The sequence below is a fragment of the Paenibacillus jepli genome, from assembly GCF_047238105.1.
Classification (GTDB): Bacteria; Bacillota; Bacilli; order Paenibacillales; family Paenibacillaceae; genus Paenibacillus_D.
In genome coordinates this window covers 2388239-2407972 of sequence record NZ_JBDFMD010000001.1, presented here as the reverse complement: position 1 = coordinate 2407972, position 19734 = coordinate 2388239, and the positions used below count along the sequence as shown (strand labels likewise).

General features: G+C 54.6%; 14 protein-coding genes. All 14 read left to right on the top strand.

Annotation, left to right across the window (positions count from 1 at the left end):
* Nucleotides 1–128 precede the first annotated feature (128 nt).
* The 14 genes from ABC336_RS10570 (at nucleotide 129) to ABC336_RS10505 (ending at nucleotide 19661) form a co-directional block, all read left to right on the top strand.
* Nucleotides 129–1967 carry a sensor histidine kinase gene (locus ABC336_RS10570; RefSeq protein WP_413238634.1) on the top strand — a complete coding sequence of 613 codons (1839 nt, stop codon included), beginning with the start codon at nucleotides 129–131 and terminating at the stop codon, nucleotides 1965–1967.
* On the top strand, nucleotides 1964–3547 hold the full coding sequence (locus tag ABC336_RS10565; RefSeq protein ID WP_413238633.1) for a helix-turn-helix domain-containing protein: 1584 nt from the start codon (nucleotides 1964–1966) through the stop codon (nucleotides 3545–3547). The genes ABC336_RS10570 and ABC336_RS10565 overlap by 4 nt, the downstream gene beginning before the upstream one ends.
* 139 nt (nucleotides 3548–3686) lie before the next feature.
* Complete coding sequence (locus ABC336_RS10560; RefSeq protein ID WP_413238632.1) at nucleotides 3687–4592, top strand: ABC transporter permease; 906 nt, start codon at nucleotides 3687–3689, stop codon at nucleotides 4590–4592.
* Nucleotides 4593–4594: 2 nt separating this feature from the next.
* Nucleotides 4595–5464, top strand: a complete 870-nt coding sequence (locus ABC336_RS10555; protein WP_413238631.1) for a carbohydrate ABC transporter permease — start codon at nucleotides 4595–4597, stop codon at nucleotides 5462–5464.
* Between the two features lie 13 nt (nucleotides 5465–5477).
* Nucleotides 5478–8120, top strand: coding sequence for a glycosylhydrolase-like jelly roll fold domain-containing protein (locus tag ABC336_RS10550; protein ID WP_413238630.1), 2643 nt, complete (start codon nucleotides 5478–5480; stop codon nucleotides 8118–8120).
* A gap of 76 nt (nucleotides 8121–8196) precedes the next feature.
* Nucleotides 8197–9783 (top strand): type 2 periplasmic-binding domain-containing protein, encoded by a 1587-nt coding sequence (locus ABC336_RS10545; RefSeq protein ID WP_413238629.1) that lies wholly within the window; start codon nucleotides 8197–8199, stop codon nucleotides 9781–9783.
* A gap of 186 nt (nucleotides 9784–9969) precedes the next feature.
* Nucleotides 9970–11757 carry a family 43 glycosylhydrolase gene (locus tag ABC336_RS10540; protein WP_413238628.1) on the top strand — a complete coding sequence of 596 codons (1788 nt, stop codon included), beginning with the start codon at nucleotides 9970–9972 and terminating at the stop codon, nucleotides 11755–11757.
* Between the two features lie 251 nt (nucleotides 11758–12008).
* Nucleotides 12009–12449: a thioredoxin domain-containing protein gene (locus ABC336_RS10535; protein WP_413238627.1), complete on the top strand. Its 441-nt coding sequence runs from the start codon at nucleotides 12009–12011 to the stop codon at nucleotides 12447–12449.
* A complete protein-coding gene (locus ABC336_RS10530; RefSeq protein WP_413238626.1) occupies nucleotides 12446–12682 on the top strand; it encodes a DsbA family protein in 237 nt (78 codons plus the stop codon). Before ABC336_RS10535 ends, ABC336_RS10530 begins: the two co-directional genes overlap by 4 nt.
* Nucleotides 12683–12769: 87 nt before the next feature.
* Nucleotides 12770–13186 (top strand): disulfide oxidoreductase, encoded by a 417-nt coding sequence (locus tag ABC336_RS10525; protein WP_413238625.1) that lies wholly within the window; start codon nucleotides 12770–12772, stop codon nucleotides 13184–13186.
* Nucleotides 13187–13211: 25 nt separating this feature from the next.
* A complete protein-coding gene (locus ABC336_RS10520; RefSeq protein WP_413238624.1) occupies nucleotides 13212–13634 on the top strand; it encodes a BlaI/MecI/CopY family transcriptional regulator in 423 nt (140 codons plus the stop codon).
* A 992-nt stretch (nucleotides 13635–14626) separates the two neighbouring features.
* Nucleotides 14627–16303 (top strand): RICIN domain-containing protein, encoded by a 1677-nt coding sequence (locus tag ABC336_RS10515; RefSeq protein WP_413238623.1) that lies wholly within the window; start codon nucleotides 14627–14629, stop codon nucleotides 16301–16303.
* Between the two features lie 101 nt (nucleotides 16304–16404).
* Nucleotides 16405–17907 (top strand): helix-turn-helix domain-containing protein, encoded by a 1503-nt coding sequence (locus ABC336_RS10510; RefSeq protein ID WP_413238622.1) that lies wholly within the window; start codon nucleotides 16405–16407, stop codon nucleotides 17905–17907.
* Complete coding sequence (locus ABC336_RS10505; RefSeq protein ID WP_413238621.1) at nucleotides 17904–19661, top strand: cache domain-containing sensor histidine kinase; 1758 nt, start codon at nucleotides 17904–17906, stop codon at nucleotides 19659–19661. The genes ABC336_RS10510 and ABC336_RS10505 overlap by 4 nt, the downstream gene beginning before the upstream one ends.
* The last annotated feature ends 73 nt before the right edge of the window (nucleotides 19662–19734 follow it).

The following is a 19734-nucleotide window of genomic DNA, read 5'->3' as shown; positions in this document are numbered from 1 at the left end:
ACCGGAGCTTGATATGATAAGGGCAACCTGATGGTGTGGTTGCCTTTTTTCATTTAAGGTAGGTCCGAAATCGTTAGGGTGATGTAAGATTAACGACGCTATTATCTTGTCTACGGGGGATGTCTGTGATGCAAAGGGCGCTGCAAGTATTCAAAAATATGCGCTTTCAGTACAAACTACTCATTGGATATGTGCTGGCCTGCGTGATCCCTCTGTTGATTGTAAGCGCAGTCATCTTCCACAAATCCGCAGAAGGCTTGGAGGAGTCGTCGCAGGAGTTTGCGTCGCTGTATACGTCTCAGCTCAAAACGACACTTAATGAATTTATCCAAGAGTATGACACAGTGACCAAATCGATCCTGGTCGACAGCGATCTTCTCAACCGAAGCGGCGGGCAAGAGGAGATGTCGGTAGACGAGCAGATCGTCCAGCAGGTTGCCGTCCAACGGCTGTTGATGCGGGTAGCCATGCTGAAATCCGAGATTAGCACTGCAATGCTGGTCAACCGCGATAACCAGGTCTACCAATATTCGACCACGACCGCCCGCGTCAATGAGCAAGCCTTGCTGTCCCGGGAGTGGTTCCAGCACATACGCGGATCGGGGGACACGTTTTTTATTACAGGACTGCATGATCGCTCTTATTACGAAGACAGAGGGGCAGGAGCCATGATTACAGTGGGCAGGGTCCTATACACCTATGACGGGGCTTACGCCGGCATCCTGCTCCTCGATCTGGATCCGTTCTCCTTGCTGCGTCTGGATCATGAATTCGTGCTGGCACGGGACAAGTATGGGATCAGCGTCACGATCAGCAATACCCGGCAAGAGCTCGTCTATCATTCGGATGCGGCCAGCGGTCGGTTATCCTGGCAGGAAGTGCTGGAGTCTGAAGCAGGATATGTCAACGGCGGAGATAATCAGGACAATATCGTGTTAACCGGCAGCACGAACCCGGGGACATTGCACGTCAGAACCGAGATCCCCCGCTCCATGCTGTTGTACAAAATCAATCAGATCCAGGGAGTAACGACCACAATCATTGTGCTGAGCTGTCTGATCGTTACGTTGATTTCATTTGCGCTCAGCTTTACGATCACGAAGCCGATCCAGGCGCTCCGGCGGAGTATGAAGCAGGCGGAGGCGGGACAGTATCTGCCGATCGAGAAAAAGCAGGCGAACGATGAAATCGGCAGCCTGGTCAACAGCTACAACAAAATGATCGTGACCATCCGCAACCTGATAAACGATGTGTATATTGCGGATATCAAGCAAAGACAGGCCAAAATCGTCGCTCTGCAAAATCAGATCAATCCGCACATGTTATACAATACTCTGGAGTCCATCCGGATGAAAACGATGGTGAAAGGCGATCAGGAGTCTGCGGACATGATCAAGATTCTATCGCGCATGTTCCGGCTCGCTTTGAACAAGGAAGGCCGGAATCATTCGATCCGCCATGAGCTGGACTACACGACCAACTACTTGAAGCTGCAAAATATCCGGTATGAGCAGATGTTCAAGCTGCGTGTCAGCATACCTGAGGAGATCCTGCATTGCGGGATCATCCCGCTCGTGTTTCAGCCCATCGTGGAGAACAGCATGCATCACGGCTTCAAGGATTATGACACTCCGCTAACGATTGGGATCGAGGGACTGTGGACGGCGGAGGGCGACATCCTCATCCGGATCAGCGATGACGGGACGGGCTTGTCGCTTCAGAAACAGGAGGAGCTGAAAGCACTGCTGGAGCATGCAGAGACCGACAAATACAAGCTGGAGCAACCCGATAAGGCGGACAATCACGGCATCGGACTCAAAAATATCGCGGAGCGCATCAAGCTTCATTATGGCGACCGGTACGGTCTGAGGGTAGAAGGTTCATTGGGACAAGGTACCACCGTCGAGCTGCTTATCCCCCAGGTGAAAACCGCGAATAACGAAGGAATCAGAGGTGATCGCGCATGAAAATCGTGTTAGTGGATGACGAGAAAGGCATTGTCGAGGGGCTGAAATATATCATCAACCGCTACCTCCCGGAATGTACGGTGGCAGGCGTCGCCTATAACGGAGTGGAAGGGGCAAGTGTCATCCGGAGGGTGAAGCCCGAGCTCGTCATTACGGATATCCGGATGCCGCAGTCCGACGGTCTCGATATGATCAAAGGCTTGAAGGAGCAGTGCTGCCCGGCGAAGTTCATCCTCTTAAGCGGCTTTGCCGAGTTCGAATATGCGCGCAGAGGACTCAATCTGGGCGCGCTGTCGTACATCAATAAGCCGGTCGAAGAAGAGGAGCTCCAGACTGCGGTTCAGCAGGCAATGAAGGTGATCCGGGAAGAAAAGGAGAAGCAGCGGGAGGTTGAAGATCTGCAGCAGAAATATCACAACCGCATCCAGGAGCGGGCGCTGCGGGAAGTGCTTGATCTGGACAGCACGAATGCAGAGCTGATGCAGGAATTGCTGGGCACGGCACAGATCCGGACGGAGAATACGTGGCTGCTGAGTATGATCCTGGAGTTCAGCAATAGCGGCGGCGCAATAAAGGAAGACAGTCTGGAGCAGCTCTATGCCCAGGTGGACGGGACGCTCGGGGATTACCGCGAGGTCTACCGGTTCCGGTACTCGGGCACGCAGATTGCGGTGGTGGTGACGAGCGGCACGCCGATCGGCTACGCGGAGCTGATCCGCTCCGTTCACAAGCTTAAAGAGAATGTCTATCGGCAGCTGGAGCGGACCATGACAGTGGGGGTCGGGACGATCCAGAGAGAGGCGGCGGGCATCAGCAGATCGTTTGAGGAAGCCCGTTATGCGCTCAGCTATCAAGTGGTCAAAGGAACCAACACCATCATCGCCTATCCGGAGATCAGCCAGCCGTCAAGCAAGAGCCAGCCGGTTTCGGAAGAGCTGATCAGCCGCCTGGAAGCGGCGCTGGACAATATGGACGGGCAGGCGTGCAGCGCCACGATCCGGGAGATTTTCGGAAGGCTGGGATCAGAACCCGATATGAGTCTGGGCGACCTGCAGCGCCATTGCTTGAACATCCTGTTATCCAGCGTGCGCAAGATGTCCTTCCAGCAGCTGCAGCAGAATGATTTCTTGGGCCGGCATCTGTTATCCCTCGATGAGATGTCCCGGTTCCAAACGCTGGCTCAGTTGGAGGACTGGATGATTCAAGCGATCCGGAGGATTCTTCAGTTCAAAGAGGAGCATCACGTACCCAAGAAAAAAGACATCATCGCGGAGGTAAAGGAGTATGTGAACGCCCACTACAACGAGCAGATTACTCTGGCTGAGCTGTCGGCGCGGTTTTTTATCAGTCCCTATTACCTGAGCCAGTTCTTCAAGCAGAAGACAGGGGAAACGTACGTCAATTACCTGACCCGGATCCGTATCAACAAAGCCCAAGAGCTGCTGGAGAAAACGGATTTGAAGGTATATGAAATCTGCCAATTGGTGGGCTATTCCGACGGGCAGCACTTTGCCCGCATGTTCGAAAAGCTGACCGGATGCAAGCCCAGAGACTACCGCAAAAACCTGCCTAACGCCTAGTTCGCTGCCGCCCTGTTGCTGGGTGGCATTTTTTTTACTTAAAAATGCCCTGCTTTATCCTTAAAAATGCCTGATTGAGCGCTTTCACCCCCGGTTGTATAGTGAGTCTATAAAAGAACGACACATTGGGGGGACAACATTGAAAGCACTTGCAAACCTTCGCCTGAAGGTATACTGGCCACTGTATGTCATGGCGATACCGGGGATTGTCTTCTTGATCGTGTTCAAGTACGTTCCGTTAGCCGGTGCGGTAATCGCCTTCAAGGATTACTCGGTATTCCAAGGCATGATCAACAGCCCCTGGGTTGGACTGAAGCATTTCCAGACGCTGATGAATCATCCCGATTTTGCCCGGGTGTTCAGCAACACCCTGATTCTTGGTTTTCTCAAACTCGTCATTGTTTTCCCGGTTCCCGTGTTATTGGCGCTCATGCTCAATGAGATCCGGAAGTCGGCGCTGAAGAAAGGACTCCAAACCGCGCTTTACATCCCGCACTTCTTGTCCTGGGTCATCGTAGCCGGTATCGTGTTCGACTTCTTCTCGATGAATGGCTTATTCAACATCATCCTGGGCTGGTTCGGTCAGGATCCGGTATTGGCTATGCAGGAAAGCCAGTACTTCAGGCCGATCTACACCTTGTCCTCGATATGGCGGGATGCCGGCTGGGGTACGGTGGTGTATATTGCGGCGATCAGCGCGATTGATCCTCAGTTGTACGAATCGGCGATGATGGACGGCGCGTCCAAGTTCAAGCAGATGCGCCACATTACGTTTCCGCTGCTGCTGCCTACGGTACTGATCCTGTTCCTGCTGGAGATCGGCAACTTCCTGGATCTCGGCTTCGATCAGGTGTATAACCTGCTCACCCCGATGACATACAGCGTAGGCGATATACTGGACACGTACGTGTTCCGAACCGGCATCCAGCAGGCCCAGTACAGTTATGCTACTGCGGTCGGTATCTTTCAATCGGTCATTGGATTGATCATGGTCTATATTTTTAACCGGCTGTCGAAGAAAGTATCGGATGGGGGGCTCTGGTAGACATGTTCGAATCGAGAAGCGAGAAAGTATTTGTATCCGGCATCACGATTATCCTCATCGTACTGTCCGCTCTGGCCCTTATCCCGCTCTTGTCGGTCATCGCCACCTCATTCAGCTCCAAGAGCGCGGTCGATATGAATCTGGTCACGCTGTGGCCGAGACAGTTTACCTTGGATTCGTGGGGATACATTATTGACCGTCCCGACCTGTGGCGTTCGTTTTTCTTGACCTTGATCACTACGGTGGTGGGCACCATCCTGGCGCTCCTCATGACCGCTTTGCTGGCCTACCCGCTCTCGAAGTCGGAATTCCGCTTTGGGACCGTGGTTATGGTCGGGGTCGTGGTAGCGATGATTTTCAAGGCGCCGATCGTCCCTTACTTCCTGACTGTACGGGCGATCGGGCTGTATGATAATCCGCTGGTGCTGATCGTTCCGCATATCCTCAATCCCTTTAATCTAATCATTATGCGGACGTTCTTCAAACAGTTCTCCAAAGAGCTGGAGGAAGCGGCGTTTCTGGAAGGGTGCGGCTATTTCCGGATGCTGTTCCAGATGGTGCTGCCGCTGTCTAAAGCCGTCCTCGCGACGCTTGCATTGTTCTACGGAGTCGTCTTGTGGAACCAGTTCCAGCATCCGCTGTTCTTCTTGCAGAATCCGGACCTGTTCCCGCTGCAGATCAAGATCCGCCAGTTCATCACCGACGATAATGTCATTATGGCTGGGGCTACTTCCATGGTAGACGCCAATTACAATGAGCGGACTCTACGCGCTGCGACCGTCATTTTTGCCATCATTCCAATCATTATGGTCTACCCTTTCTTACAGAAATATTTCGTCAAAGGGGCCATGATCGGCTCGGTAAAAGGATAACAGGAGGCTGAACATGAATCGACTTTTACAGGACGTACTGGAAGGCAGGGAAGAGAATTATATCCTTCCATTCCTATGGCAGCAGGGCGAGGAAGAACAGGTGATTCGGGAAGAGATGGCGCGGGTGCATGAGGCGGGGATCGGCGCCGTCTGCGTAGAGGCCAGACCGCATCCGGACTTCCTGGGGCCGTCATGGTGGGCGGATATGGACATCATCATGGATGAAGCGCGCAGGCGCGGGATGAAGGTATGGATGCTCGATGACGATCACTTTCCGACGGGGCATGCAGCGGGCAAGGTTAAGGAAGCGCCGGAAGAGCTGCACCGTGTGTTTCTGAATGAACGCCATATCGACACCCTCGGCCCCGCGCCGGGAGCCTCCTTTCTGCTGGATACACTGCTATTGAATGGACTGAGGCCGACCTACTCCCTGTCCAGTTTTGCTACAGGCAAAAATAAGCTTATATCGGTGACAGCGGTACGTCGCGATCCACATACTGGCCTCTTGACCGAGGAGTGCGTCGACATCACCGGTCTCGTGCAGGACGGGGTTCTATACTGGGATATTCCAGAAGGATACTGGCGGGTATTTATCGTGTCGGAGAGCAAAACCGGAGGGAGTCAAGCCCAGGAGGATTACCTGAACCCGCTTGACCGGGACTCGGTCCGGATATTGATCGATACGGTGTATGAAGCTTTTTACGAACGGTACAGAGCGGATTTCGGCAAGACGTTTGCGGGTTTCTTCTCCGACGAGCCGGGGTTCTACAACGATAAGACGACGTTTGACTTTGAGTCCAGGCCGGGCAAGCAAGGCGTACCCCTGCCCTGGAGCAGAGAAATGACCGCGTTGCTTCAGCAAACGCTGGGAGAAGATTACCGCGAGCTGCTGCATCTGCTGTGGCATGAAGGCGGCGAATCCACAAACCGTGTGCGCTACGCCTATATGGACACGATCACCAAGCTGTATGCAGAACATTTCTGCCATCAGATCGGCGACTGGTGCCGGGCACGGGGCGTCGAATACATCGGGCATGTCCTGGAAGATAATAACGTCCATGCAAGACTTGGCTCGGGGGCCGGCCACTTCTTCCGGTCGCTGTGGGGGCAAGACATGGCAGGGATCGACGTCGTGCTGTGGCAGATCGTGCCCGGGTTCGATGAGCTGTCCTACCGCAAGCCGACAGGCGTGACAGACAGCCATTTCTTTCACTATGGACTGGCCAAACTTGGAGTGTCGCTCAGTCACGTCGATCCCAAGAAGCAGGGCCGGACGATGTGCGAATTATATGGCGCCTACGGCTGGGCAGAGGGGCTGAAGCTCATGAAGTGGCTGACGGATCATATGCTGGTGCGTGGCGTCAATTATTTCGTCCCGCACGCCTTCAGCCAAAAGGCATTTCCGGATCCGGACTGCCCGCCGCACATGTACGCCAACGGGAAAAACCCGCAATACCGGTATTATAAATACCTGAATCATTATATCAATCGGGTCAGCCATCTCCTGTCCGGCGGCAGACATGTCGCGAGTGCGGCCGTCGTCTATCATGCGGAAGCCGAATGGTCGGGAGAGGCCATGTATTTCCATGAGCCTGTCAAGCATTTGATGCAGCAGCAGATCGACTGCGACGTGATCCCCATAGACGTGCTAATCGATTCAGCCCGGCTGCAGGAAGGCAAGCTGTTGATCAACCAGGAGGATTATCCGTGCCTGATCGTTCCCTATGCCGAAGCGCTGCCAGCAGCGCTGCTTGGCACGCTGGCGACATTCGCTGCTCAGGGACTGGCCATCTATATTGTCGGCGGATGGCCGGCGCGTTCGAGCGAAGGCGAAGAGATATCCGATCTACGCTCAGTTTTGGCCGGGCGCTCTAACGTGAAGGTGGTATCCCTTCAGCAGCTCCCGCATGAGCTAATCGCGGATGGGCATGCCGATATCCGCGTGGAGCAAGAGGTGCCGGCGCTTCGGCATTATCATTACGTTCATGACGGATTGGATGTGTTCATGTTCTTCAATGAAAATCCGCATCAAACCATCCATACCGACGTCGTGCTGCCTGTACAGGGAGTCGCGTACAGCTATGATGCGTTTCTTAACAAGCTACAACCTTATCCGTTGAGTTGGGACCATGGGATAAGGCTTGAGCTTCAGCCTTCCCAATCGTTGATCCTGCTGTTTGGGATCGAGCAGGAGGCAGGTGCGGCCGTCTCCCATGTCCCTGGAGAGGAGGCGTTTGTACTAACCAATCCGTGGCAGGTGTCCACAGCCAGTGCCGGACAGTATCCCGACTTCAACCCGAGGGGAAGCTTAACGGAATTAACGAATATGAGCGCACCGGGTGTGCTGCCGCGTTTCTCCGGCACCTTCCGTTATGAGACTGAGTTTGAGTGGGACGATGCGACGAGCCCTCTGATACTGGACCTGGGTGCAGTCTACGAAACGGCTGAAGTATGGCTGAATGGAGAGTGGGCAGGAGTGCTCATTGGTCCACCTTACTGGCTGGACATCCAGGGCAAGGTGCAGCAGGGCAGCAACAAGCTGATCATTGAAGTCACCAATACACTAGTTAAGGAGCAGCCTGACTTCCTGTCTGCGTATGCCCAGCAGGAGCCCACCGGATTGATCGGCCCGGCGCGTTTGATGAGATCGCAATAGCTAATGAAAGTGATCATTTTGGTTTATTGGCGTTACGCCTTAAACATAATCAACAACTATATGAGGGGGAGAACACATGAAGCTCAAAAAAGTGGGATTGGGGTTAGCTGCAGGTATCCTTGCGGTGACAGCAATCACGGGGTGCAGCAGTTCCGGCAATACACCTGAGAATACCGCTCCGAACCAAACGCCTCAAAATCAGAGTAGTGCTGCTGAGGAAGTAGTAGACATCGAAGTTTGGGGAACGAATATTGGCTATAAACCGATTACCAAAGGCAGCGAATTGTATGAATTCTACAAAGACTTGCTTGGTGTGGGCGTCATTCATCCTTATGTCGAGTGGAACGGCGGGACAAATTATCTGAATCAGTTGAATCTAAAAATTGCCGCGAATGAGATGCCGGATATGTTCACCCCCCAACAGGGGATCGAAGACAGCCTTGCTAGAAATGGCGCGATTGCGGATCTGACTGATCTGCTCCAGGAGCATGCTCCGAATGTCTGGAACACGATACCGGCCGAGATGTGGGACGTCGTCAAAGCAAACGATCCAAACGGCGAAGGCCGAATTTACTACATCCCTGGATCTGTGGATTACGGAAGGTATGCGGGCATGATTCGGCAGGACTGGCTGGATAATCTGAATCTGGCTATGCCGACAACCCAAGAAGAGTATGTGAAGGTGCTTGAAGCATTCCGGGATCAGGATCCGAACGGTAATGGCCAAAAGGATGAAATCCCGACTGGCGGACGTCAGGAAGCCCGGTGGATGGATCATCTCTTTTCGATGTACGGAGTGGCGATGTTTGAAGGGTATCCCGAGTGGGATTTGTATGATGGCGAGTTGACTTATGCCGGGGTGACACAGAACATGAAAGATGCCCTGGAATTCGCTGCCCAACTGTACAAAGATGGATTATTGGATCAGGAGACGCTTTTGAACGACAAGGCCAAGTGGGATGGCAAGATTACATCGGATAAGGCGGGCAACTATTTTCATTGGGTAGAGCACTTGAATCTTAACTTGGAGAATTTGGAGAAAAATACAGGCGTGAAGGCGGAGTTCTCTATCCTGCCTGTCCCTGAGGTAGAAGGCTATGATGGTTTCTATACATGGAAACGATTTGCTCCCCCGCAATGGGTCGTCAAGAACAATAAAGACGAGGCAAAGCTGATGGCAACGTTGAAGCTCTTGAACAATATGTACGACCAAGACAACTGGAAAGCCATGTATCTGGGAGTAGAAGGCATGCATTATGAAATGAAGGACGGCAAAGCCGCAAAGCTCCCAGACGATAAGAGCACTATGGAAAACCAAGTGCTTAATCCGTACTCGAGCTCGGCAACCCTTGACTTCACCATCGAACTGTATCAGGATACGGCTTCGGAAGAAGGCAAGTGGGCCATTGACCAACTCACAGCTAATATGGAAGAAGCGCAGCAATATGCGAAGGTTATCGCGGGTGACGGCTTACCGGCCAGCATCTATGAAGGTTTCCCGGATATTAATAACCGTACATTATTCGTAGAGTATGCTTCCAAGATCATCCTTGGCCAGTTCCCGATCGACAAATTCGATGAATTCGTCGACAAGTGGCATCAATCCGGCGGCGAAGAAGTGACGAAGCGTGCCAGAGAGTGGTATGCCAAAGTAACAGGTTAATCGAGTGATGGCTTCGCCCTTGCGGTAAAAGGGCGAAGCCATTTGTTTTAACAGTAGTCGTGAAAGTGGCATTTGGAAAGTCGGTATACTGTTAGTCGGATATTCGGAATCGAATTATGATTGAAATAGTTTCCCCCTGCCTGTGGCGTTCTTGGTACAAATATCAATGAAAGGATGGGACCCAAGATGAATTACATATGTAACCCGCTCGTGATGACTTACAAGTATCAATTTACTCAAATGAATGAAATGATAATCAATAGAGAAGCTGCGGATCCCTCGTTAATTCTGTTTAACGGCAAGTACTTCCTGTTTCCTTCGATGACGGCTGGATTTCTCGTCAGTGACAATCTCGTCGATTGGACGTTTCGTGCCTTGAAGGATGTACCGATCTATGATTATGCTCCCGACGTAAGAGTGAGGGGGGAATACCTGTACTTTTCCGCTTCGCATGCCGAGAAGAACGGTTCTTTTTATCGTACGAAGGATCCGATTCATGGTCATTTCGAAGAGATCGAAGGGACATTCCAATTTTGGGACCCGAACCTTTTTGTGGACGACGACGGTCGGATTTATTGTTATTGGGGATGCTCTAACATCACGCCAATCTACGGGGTCGAGCTGCAGCCGGCAGATATGACGCCGATCGGGGAACCGGTGGCGTTGATCTTCAGCCAGCCGTCGATTATCGGCTACGAACGGAACGGGGAAAACCATGTCCCGCCCAAAACGCCCGAGCAGATCGAGGCCACGGTAAAGCTGTACGCCCAGAACGTGCCGAACGTAACGGAAGAGCAATTGAGCCAGATCAGACTTAGGGTAGGCAATGATCCTTACATCGAAGGCGCTTGGATGGATAAGCATGAAGGCAAATATTATCTGCAATATTCAAGTCCCGGCACGCAGTACAATGTATACTCTGATGGAGTCTATGTAGCGGACAAGCCGCTTGGGCCGTTCAAGCTGGCGAAGAACAATCCGTACTCCTACAAGCCGGGCGGCTTCATCCCTGGCGCAGGTCATGGATCCACCATGAAGGATCGGCACGGCAACTGGTGGCACACCTCTACGATGAGGATCAGCGTTAATCATATGTTCGAGAGACGGCTCGGGCTGTGGCCGGCAGGCTTCGATCAAGACGGCGAGCTGTTCTGCAACCAGCGGTACGGCGACTGGCCGATGCGGATCGAGCAGGCTGCGATGGATCCGTGGGCCGATCCGGAGTGGATGCTGCTATCCTACGGCAAGCCGGCGAAGGCGTCTTCTTCAACCGAAGGCTACGATGCTTCACGGGCAACCGATGAGAATGTGCAGACCTGGTGGAAGGCTGAAACGAACACATCCGGAGAATATGTGGAGCTTGATTTGCTCCATCCCTGCGAAGTGCATGCGATCCAGCTCAACTTTGCAGACGATCAGTTGAATGTGCCTTTGCCAGAGGGGGCAGAGCTGCAGCAAGTGGGCCATATGCCGCGATATATCGACCAACGAAAGCACGTCACGAGATGGCTTCTGGAAGGATCGCTGGACGGTAAGACGTACTTCGTCATTGAAGATAAATCGGCAGTGGACACAGATCTGCCGCATGATCTGGTGGTGAGGGAAGAGGGCGTGCAAGCCCGCTATATCCGATGTACGGTCATAGAGCTTCCTTTCAACCAGCAAGCCTGTATCTCCGGCCTCAGAGTGTTCGGTCTGGGAACGGGTGAACGGCCTGCTCCGACAACGGGAATCACAACCGAAGTACGAGACGGACAAGACCTATTGGTGACATGGAATCCTGACGATGCGGTAGGTCACAACGTATTGTGGGGATTCGCTCCCGACAAGCTGTATCACAGCTATATGGTGCTGGGTCGCGATGAAGTGACCATTGGGGCGTTGATCAAAGGCGAGCCCCTGTATGCCCGAGTGGATGCCTTTAATGAAAGAGGGATTACGGAAGGCGAAGTCATTGCGGTCATTACTTCTTAAAGCCAAATAAACAACAGCGTCTGAGAGCCCCTCGAGAGAGGGGCTTGCTGCATGTTAACCGAGAATTTGTTTTTAAATTTGTTACATATCCCTGATTGAACGTTGGCTTCTTTTTGCTATACTAAATTCGACTCTATTAGACTACATATCATAGTTTATTGAATTCAAAATATTTGGATCTGCTATACTGTACTAAATTAATACTACTACGATAAGTAGTATAATAATGCGATATTTATGGAGGTAACACAATGAAAAAGAACTCATCCCGTATGCTAGTGATCTATACGCTCGTAGCGGTCATACTGCTGGGCGGGATCTTCGCGCTTAATCAAGCGGGGAATACCAATGAGCCTGATGAGCAACGTCTGGCCGAAGCGCCTTCCGTAGAGGGTCAACCGATCGCCGGTGGTCAGAGCGCAAGTGTGTCCATCGTCGAGTTCGGAGATTACAAGTGCCCGTCGTGCAAGATCTGGGGCGAGCAGGTGTGGCCGCAATTAAAACAGGATTATGTGGATACGGGCATCGCTTCTTTTGCTTATATCAACACGATGTTCCATGGCGAAGAATCGGTCCTTGCCGCGCAGGCCAGCGAAGTCATCTATGCGCATCATCCCGAGCAGTTCTGGGATTTCCACAAGGCGATGTTCGATAGCAGCCGGCTCAAGTCAATCATGATGACCAGTGGGTGACAGAGGACAAAGTATTGGAGGTAGCGGAAGCGACCGTTCCGGATCTGGATGCGGAACAGTTCCTGGCCGATCTGCGTTCCGAAGAGGTCGTGGAGAAGCTGGTATACGATCAGGAGCTGGTCGATACCTTTGCGATCGGGCAGACGCCAACCATCGTGGTCAATGACATCGTCATTGCCAATCCGTTTGATTATGAAGAGATCCGGCAGGCCATCGAACAAGCAGCGGAATAAGAAATCGGATAAATAATGAAGGTTTCTTCTTAGAATTACTTTGTGATGGGCAGCGGGCTTTTTAAACAACTTCTAGGGAGCGTGCTTATGCGGTTTATTAAACAATACTACTTGTATCTGGCCTGGCTGGTGGCGCTCGTCGCTACGCTGGGCAGCCTCTACTTCAGCGAGTTCCTCGGCTTTATCCCTTGCGAGTTATGCTGGTACCAGAGGATACTTATGTATCCGCTGAGTATAATCCTTGGCGTTGCCGCGTTTGTTGATGATGACCGCTGCGCGAAGTATGTGCTGCCCTTGTCGGTCCTGGGCATTGCCGTGTCCTCGTATCATTACCTGAAGCAGAAGCTGCCATGGCTAAATGAGATTCAGCCCTGCACTCAAGGCGTGCCTTGCAATGTGCAATATATCAACTGGTTCGGTTTTGTCACCATTCCGTTTCTGGCCGGGACGGCATTTATCCTGATTACGGGTTTGATGCTCATCGGAAGAAGGGCAACCCGATAACGAGGCAGGGAGGAAGTGCCTGGAGATGAAGATCAAGAAACTAAACGTAAACGAAGAGGGGCTGCATCGTTTTTTTGGTTCGCTGGAAGCACGGGTGATGACAGTCGTATGGGCACACGAGAAACTGACGATCAAGCAGGTCCATGAGAAACTGGACGATCAGGCGCCGATCTCTCTCAACGCGGTGATGACAGTGATGATCCGGCTGGCGGATAAAGGCATCCTGCAGAAGGAAACAACTGGCGGGGGCAGGAATCGCTTGACGTTTTTTTATCCGGTGCAGACCGAGGAGCAATTCATCCTGGAACAGACGCGGGTCGTCACGGAGGGGCTGATGGAGGACTTCGGGCCGCTCATGGTCAACCACTTTATCGATCAATTGGACTCCGCCGATCCCGATCTGATCAAGAAGCTGGAAAACCGGCTTAACGAGCTGAAGAACCGATGAATATGCCGGTGCTCGCTCACGAACGGACACAGTAGCTCTTATTTTGAGCATGGGCGCTCTAACGAACAAAAAGTGCGCTGCAGCCCAGTTGGCGGCCGATCCCGGCGCTCTAACGAACAAAAAGTGCGCTACAGCTCAGCGGGCGGCCGATCCCGGCGCTCTAACGAACAAAAAGTGCGTTGCAGCCCAGCGGGCGGCCGATTCCGGCGCTCTAACGAACAAAAAGTGCGTTGCAGCCCAGCGGGCGGCCGGTCCCGGCGCTCTAACGAACAAAAAGTGCGTTGCAGTCCAGCGGGCGGCCGGTCCCGGCGCTCTAACGAACAAAAAGTGCGTTGCAGTCCAGCGGGCGGCCGGTCCCGGCGCTCTAACGAACAAAAAGTGCGTTGCAGCCCAGCGGGCGGCCGGTCCCGACGCTCTAACGAACAAAAAGTGCGTTGCAGCTCAGCGGCCGACCGGTCCCGACGCTCTAACGAACAAAAAGTGCAGCCCAGTTGGCGGCCGATTCCGGCGCTCTAACGAACAAAAAAAGTGCGTTGCAGTCCAGCGGCGGTTATTGTGTCCGTATCGCAGTGCCAACCGACCAAATGGCAGAAATCCGCCTAACCAGAAGAAAAAGTTACTTGAATGGTTCAAATGGGGTTCCGCGTCGAGCAAACCTTAGTGATATGTCCGGTACGTCGGGCGAGCGGTCGGTGTTCTTCGAGGCGAGACCATGCGCGGTTCCGCAGACGAGAAGGAGTTTTTGTTTTGCTGTTAATCGTAATATAGTTTTATTCATCATAGGATGTTGTCATTTCAACACATCTGGCAGAGCAGCTACAATAGTATTGATAGCGATTACATGCGATAAAACGGATGTGATCGCTTACTAACTCGCGGAGGTGGTGAACCGACCAACTGCCCAGATGTTCAAGCCTTAGAGAGAAGCCAGAAGCTTCATGGGGTGGAGCCAGGAACACGTGCTGAATACTGGTAAGTAAGGAGCGATTAAAGTGCTGAAGAAGTTCGTCTTGCTTTCCGTCTTGCTCACCCTTCTCGTTGGCCAGACAGGCGGGGTCGGGGGGCCTCATTCTATAGTACACGCTGCCAATCTCTTTGTGCATCCCGGCCTGCTTCATACCCAGGTCGACTTCACGCGGATGACCCAGATGGTCAACGCCGGTACCCAGCCTTATCTGGACGGCTGGCATCAGCTGGTTAACAGTCCCTTATCCTCTTCCGGCTGGACGCCGCGAGCGACCTCGATTATCGTCCGGGGCGGCGAGGGTGCCAATAACGGCCTCTTGCATACAGACGCTGCCCGCGCCTATCAGACGGCCTTGCGCTGGAAGATCAGCGGCAGCACGGCGCACGGTGATACCGCCCGCGATATCCTCAATGCCTGGTCATCCACGCTTACCGCCATCAACGGCAATGCCGACCGCTATCTGGCAGCCGGACTGCAGGGCTACCAACTGGCCAATGCCGCTGAGATCATGAGAGGGTACCCGGGGTTTCATGTGACGCAGATGCAGGACATGCTGCTGGATGTGTTCTACAAGCAGCGGAATGAACTGTTCTTGCTGGGCAACGAATACGGCGTCGATCATAACGGGGCCTATATTCAAAATTACTGGGCCAACTGGGATCTTAGCAATATGGCCGCCACAGTCGCCATCGGCATATTCTGCGACCGCCGGGACATCTACGACATCGGACTCGAATACTTCAAGCACGGGCTAGGCAACGGCTCGATCTACAATGCCATCCCCTATCTTCATCCCAACGGCCTGGCGCAGTGGCAGGAGTCCGGACGGGATCAGCCGCATACGCTGATGGGCGTCGGGCTGATGGCTGCGATCGCGGAGATGGCCTGGAACCAGGGCGATGACCTCTATGGCTGGGCCAATAACCGCCTGATGCGGGCGGCCGAATACGTCGCGCGTTACAATATCGGCAGCAACACCGTGCCTTTCTCCACGTATGAGTGGGGCAGCGGTGTCAATGGCTCTGTGCAGACGCAGACCGTCATCTCGGATTCGGGACGCTACGCGATGCGTCCGATCTGGGAGATGCTCTACAATCACTATGCCAACCGCAAAGGCCTGTCTGTACCCAATATCGCTGCTGCAGCAGGCATGACCAGACCTGAGGGCGGGCCGGTCAGCAGCAGTCCGTCCTCCTTTGACGAGCTGGGCTTCGGTACGCTGCTATATACGAGACCGCCGGGAGGCGGAGGCTCAGCCGTGCTCCCGCAGGGCAATATCCCGGACGGAACATACCGGTTCGTCCTCCGGCTGGACGGCAAGGTGATGGAGGCGGCAGGTACGAGCGACGGAGCGGTGGTCAGGAAGTCCACGTACACCGGCTCGGCCAATCAGCACTGGAACGTGACGCACCTGGGGGGAGGCCAATATAGTGTCCGCAATGCGCAGAGCGGCCGGGCGCTCGATGTCGCAAGCGCTTCTCACCTGCACAGCGCCAGCTTCATCATCTGGAATTATAGCGGCGCGGACAACCAGCGTTTTGCCTTTCTGCCGACGGGGGGAGGATACTACCGGATCACGCCGGCGCATTCCAATAAACCCGTTGACGTGCCGGGCAGCTCTACAGCGGAAGGTGTAGCGCTCAAGCAGTGGAGATATATATTGGGCAGCAACCAGCAGTGGCAGTTGGTCCCTGTGCCTTAAACGGGGGAGTAAGCGTGCGCATGGAAATTCCGGTTGCAATCCGGCATAAGGGTTATTAAACTTAGACGACAAGAGACTGTAGCAAAGCGGGGCGAGAACAAGTGGTGCGATTGCTGATTGCAGACGATGATGATTATACGCGGGAGGGGCTCGTGGAGACCCTTCCGTGGGCCAGTCTCGGCATCTCCGAGGTGCTGCAGGCCCGGGACGGGATGGAAGCGATCCGGATCGCTGCAAGCGAGCGGCCGGAAGTCGTCCTGACTGACATCCGGATGCCCCGGTTGAACGGAATCGCATTCGCGGAGAAGCTGGTCCGGCTCTGTCCGGACAGCCGGCTGCTGTTCATGAGCGGGTACATGGACGTCGACTATCTCCGGAGCGCGATCAAGCTCTCGGCTGTCGACTTCATCGAGAAGCCGCTCAAGCTGCAGGAGGTGGAGCAGGCGATCGTCAAGGCGATCCACCAGTTGGAGACGCATCAGCAGCAGGACAGCATCAAGGAGGAGAAGGTAGCGCTGCAGCGGCGGCAGCTGGCGGCGCTGCTGCTGCGGGGCGCTGAGCGCGAGCGTATGGCAAAGCTCTGCAGGGAGACGGGTTTTCCAGCCGATCAGGCGTATACAGTTGTTGTACTGCGGGAGCTTTTCCCCTTCAACGGGGAAGCCGGCAAGCATGATCTGGCAGCCGGATTTTGGAGAGAGCACGGCTGCGAGGTCATCATGCATGATGAAGAAAATGGACAAACGGAGCTTATCGTCGCTTACGATGCCAAGGCTGGGCGGCGGATCGATTATCTGATGTCCGCCTTTGCCGTCGAGTTCCTTGACGCAGTGACAGGCATCGGTCAGACCGCAAGCGACCTGGAGGGCGTATCCCGGAGCGGCGAGACCGCACGTCAGGCAGCGGCGCTCGCTTTCTACGCACCGGAGCAGCGCTGCTTTCGCTATGACGATGGCGAGAGGGTGGAGGATGAGCGGCTGCCCAGCCTGCTGCCTGAGCTCTACCGGCTTATTCGCGATCATCAGGAGCAGTTGCCGCACTGGTTCGGGGAGCTGTGCGACGGGTTTGCCAAGCGGCGGTCGCCGATGCCGGACCGGGTCGCCGATAGCTGCGCATCGCTGGCGGAGGCGCTGCTGGAGGGATGCGTCCTGCTGCGCGAGCAGCCGGAATACAGCGATCCGTACACGTCGCTGCGCGCCTGCATGACGCTGGCGGACGTGCGCAGCTACATGTGTCAGCTGGCTGAGCGGTATGTGGCGGAAGCGGAGCGGCTGTCCGGCTATTCCCGGCTCGTGCAGGAAGTGATCCGGTATGTGGCGCTGCATTACAGCCGGGCAGACCTGGAGCTGGCCGAGATTGCCGGGGTCGTGCATCTGTCGTCGGCGCATCTGAGCGTATTGTTCAAGCAGGAGACCGGGCATACGATCAAGCAGTACATCAGCGACTACCGGATCGAGGCGGCCAGGAAGCTGATCGCGAGCGGGCACTGCCGGATGCAGGAGGTTGCCGGCCGTTGCGGCTATGCGAGTGCCAGCTACTTTGCCAAGGCGTTCAAGGCGGCGACCGGGTACTCGCCTGTCGAATACAAGAAGGCGCAGGAGTCATGAGAGCGCCTTCCTGGCTGCGCGATCTGTCGCTCAAGCGCAAGCTGATCGTCCTCTTCGCGGCGATCGGCATCGTGCCGCTCGTCATCACCTTCTTCATCTCCTACAACGAGATCCACAAGTCGCTGACCGAAGGTCAGAGCTACTCGGCGAACCGCAATTATGAGCAGACGCTGACTGCGCTCTCCAGCACCTTCTCGCATATCGAGGAGATCTCGTCGATGATTATCGTCAACAAGGACATTCAGACGGTGCTCTCGCGCAAGCCGGACGAGATGCGCGTGCCGGAGCAGCTGGCTGTCTTCGACAACATCTACTCCTATACCCGCATCCTCGAATCCAACACCGAGCTGGACAAGATCATCTACTTCGTCAACGACGAGTTCGTGGTGACGGGAGCAGATGCGCTGTTCCGACCGTATACGGCGATCGCCGATAAGTCGTGGGCGCACCACATCCATGCCAATCGCGGCAAACCGACCTGGGTGCTGTACGAAGAGACGAGGTGGGGCGGGGCGTCCAGCTATCTGACGTTGGGGCGGCTGCTATGGAATCCCAACAACTATACCGAATCCGTGGGAATCGTGGCGATCAGTATCGACCGCGGGCAGCTGAGCCGGACGATGAGCAAGTCGGTGCCGGAGCAGGTGGTCTATCTGGAGACGGAGACGCGCGAGGTGGTGGCCAGCAGCGGCGATGCCGAGCTGGCGCGGATGCGGCTGCCGGAGCGGCTGGACAGCGGCGGCCGGTTCGTCGAGGTGCGGCTTGCGAGCGGCACCTATCTGGCCCGGGAACAGCAGCTGGGCACGACGGGGCTCTACCTGGTGTCGGTCATGTCCCAGCGCTCGGCGATGGAGGCTGTTACCCATGTCCGGATGCAACTGATCGCGATCTATGCGGGCATCTGTATCGCCTTGCTGGCGTTGATCGTCATGATTGCCCGGTCGGTGACGAGGCGCGTCTTCCTGCTGATGAACAAGATGAGTCAGGTGCGCCAGGGCAGACTTAATCTGCTGGATATCGAGCCGCGCGAGGATGAGATCGGCCAGCTGGTATCCAGTTACAATTACATGATCCACAGCGTGCAGGAGCTGATGGACGAGCAGTTCCGGCTCGGTCAGGAGAAGACCGGGGCCGAGCTAAAGGCACTGCAGTCGCAGATAAATCCGCATTTCTTGTACAACACGCTGGACATGCTGAACTGGATGGCGCTCCGGGACGAACGCAGCAATATCCAGCAGGTCGTCTATGCGCTGTCGGATTACTACAAGCTCATCCTGAACAAAGGCGAGGACTTCGTCACGCTGCGGGACGAACTGCGGCTATGCAGCATCTACATGGAGATCCAGAACAAGCGTTTTAAGAACCGGATCCGTCTGGAGATCGATGTGGATGAGAATGCCATGATCTGCATGCTGCCGAAGATCACGCTGCAGCCGCTGGTGGAGAACGCCATCGTCCACGGGATTCTCGAGAAGCCGGAAGGCAGCGGCGTCATCGCGATCCGGGGCGGGATCTATCATGGGCGTCTTAAGCTGCAAGTGGCGGATGACGGCGTCGGCTTTGGATCAGGGGGGAGCGGGAGGCCGGGCGCGGCCCGCAAGGGCAGCGGGTATGGCTTGTCCAACATCGGCAAGCGGCTGGAGCTGTATTATGGCGAGAGCCAGTCCCTGCGGTTCGAGAGCAAGGCAGGCCAGGGCGCAAGCGTCTTGATCGATGTACCTGTCGTTCTTGACGAGCGGGAGAAGCGGGGATGAGGGATCCCCGCTTTTTTGTGTTTTCCGGGCGTGTTTTATCGCGCATTTCCTCAGTAAGTACAAGAAATCTTGG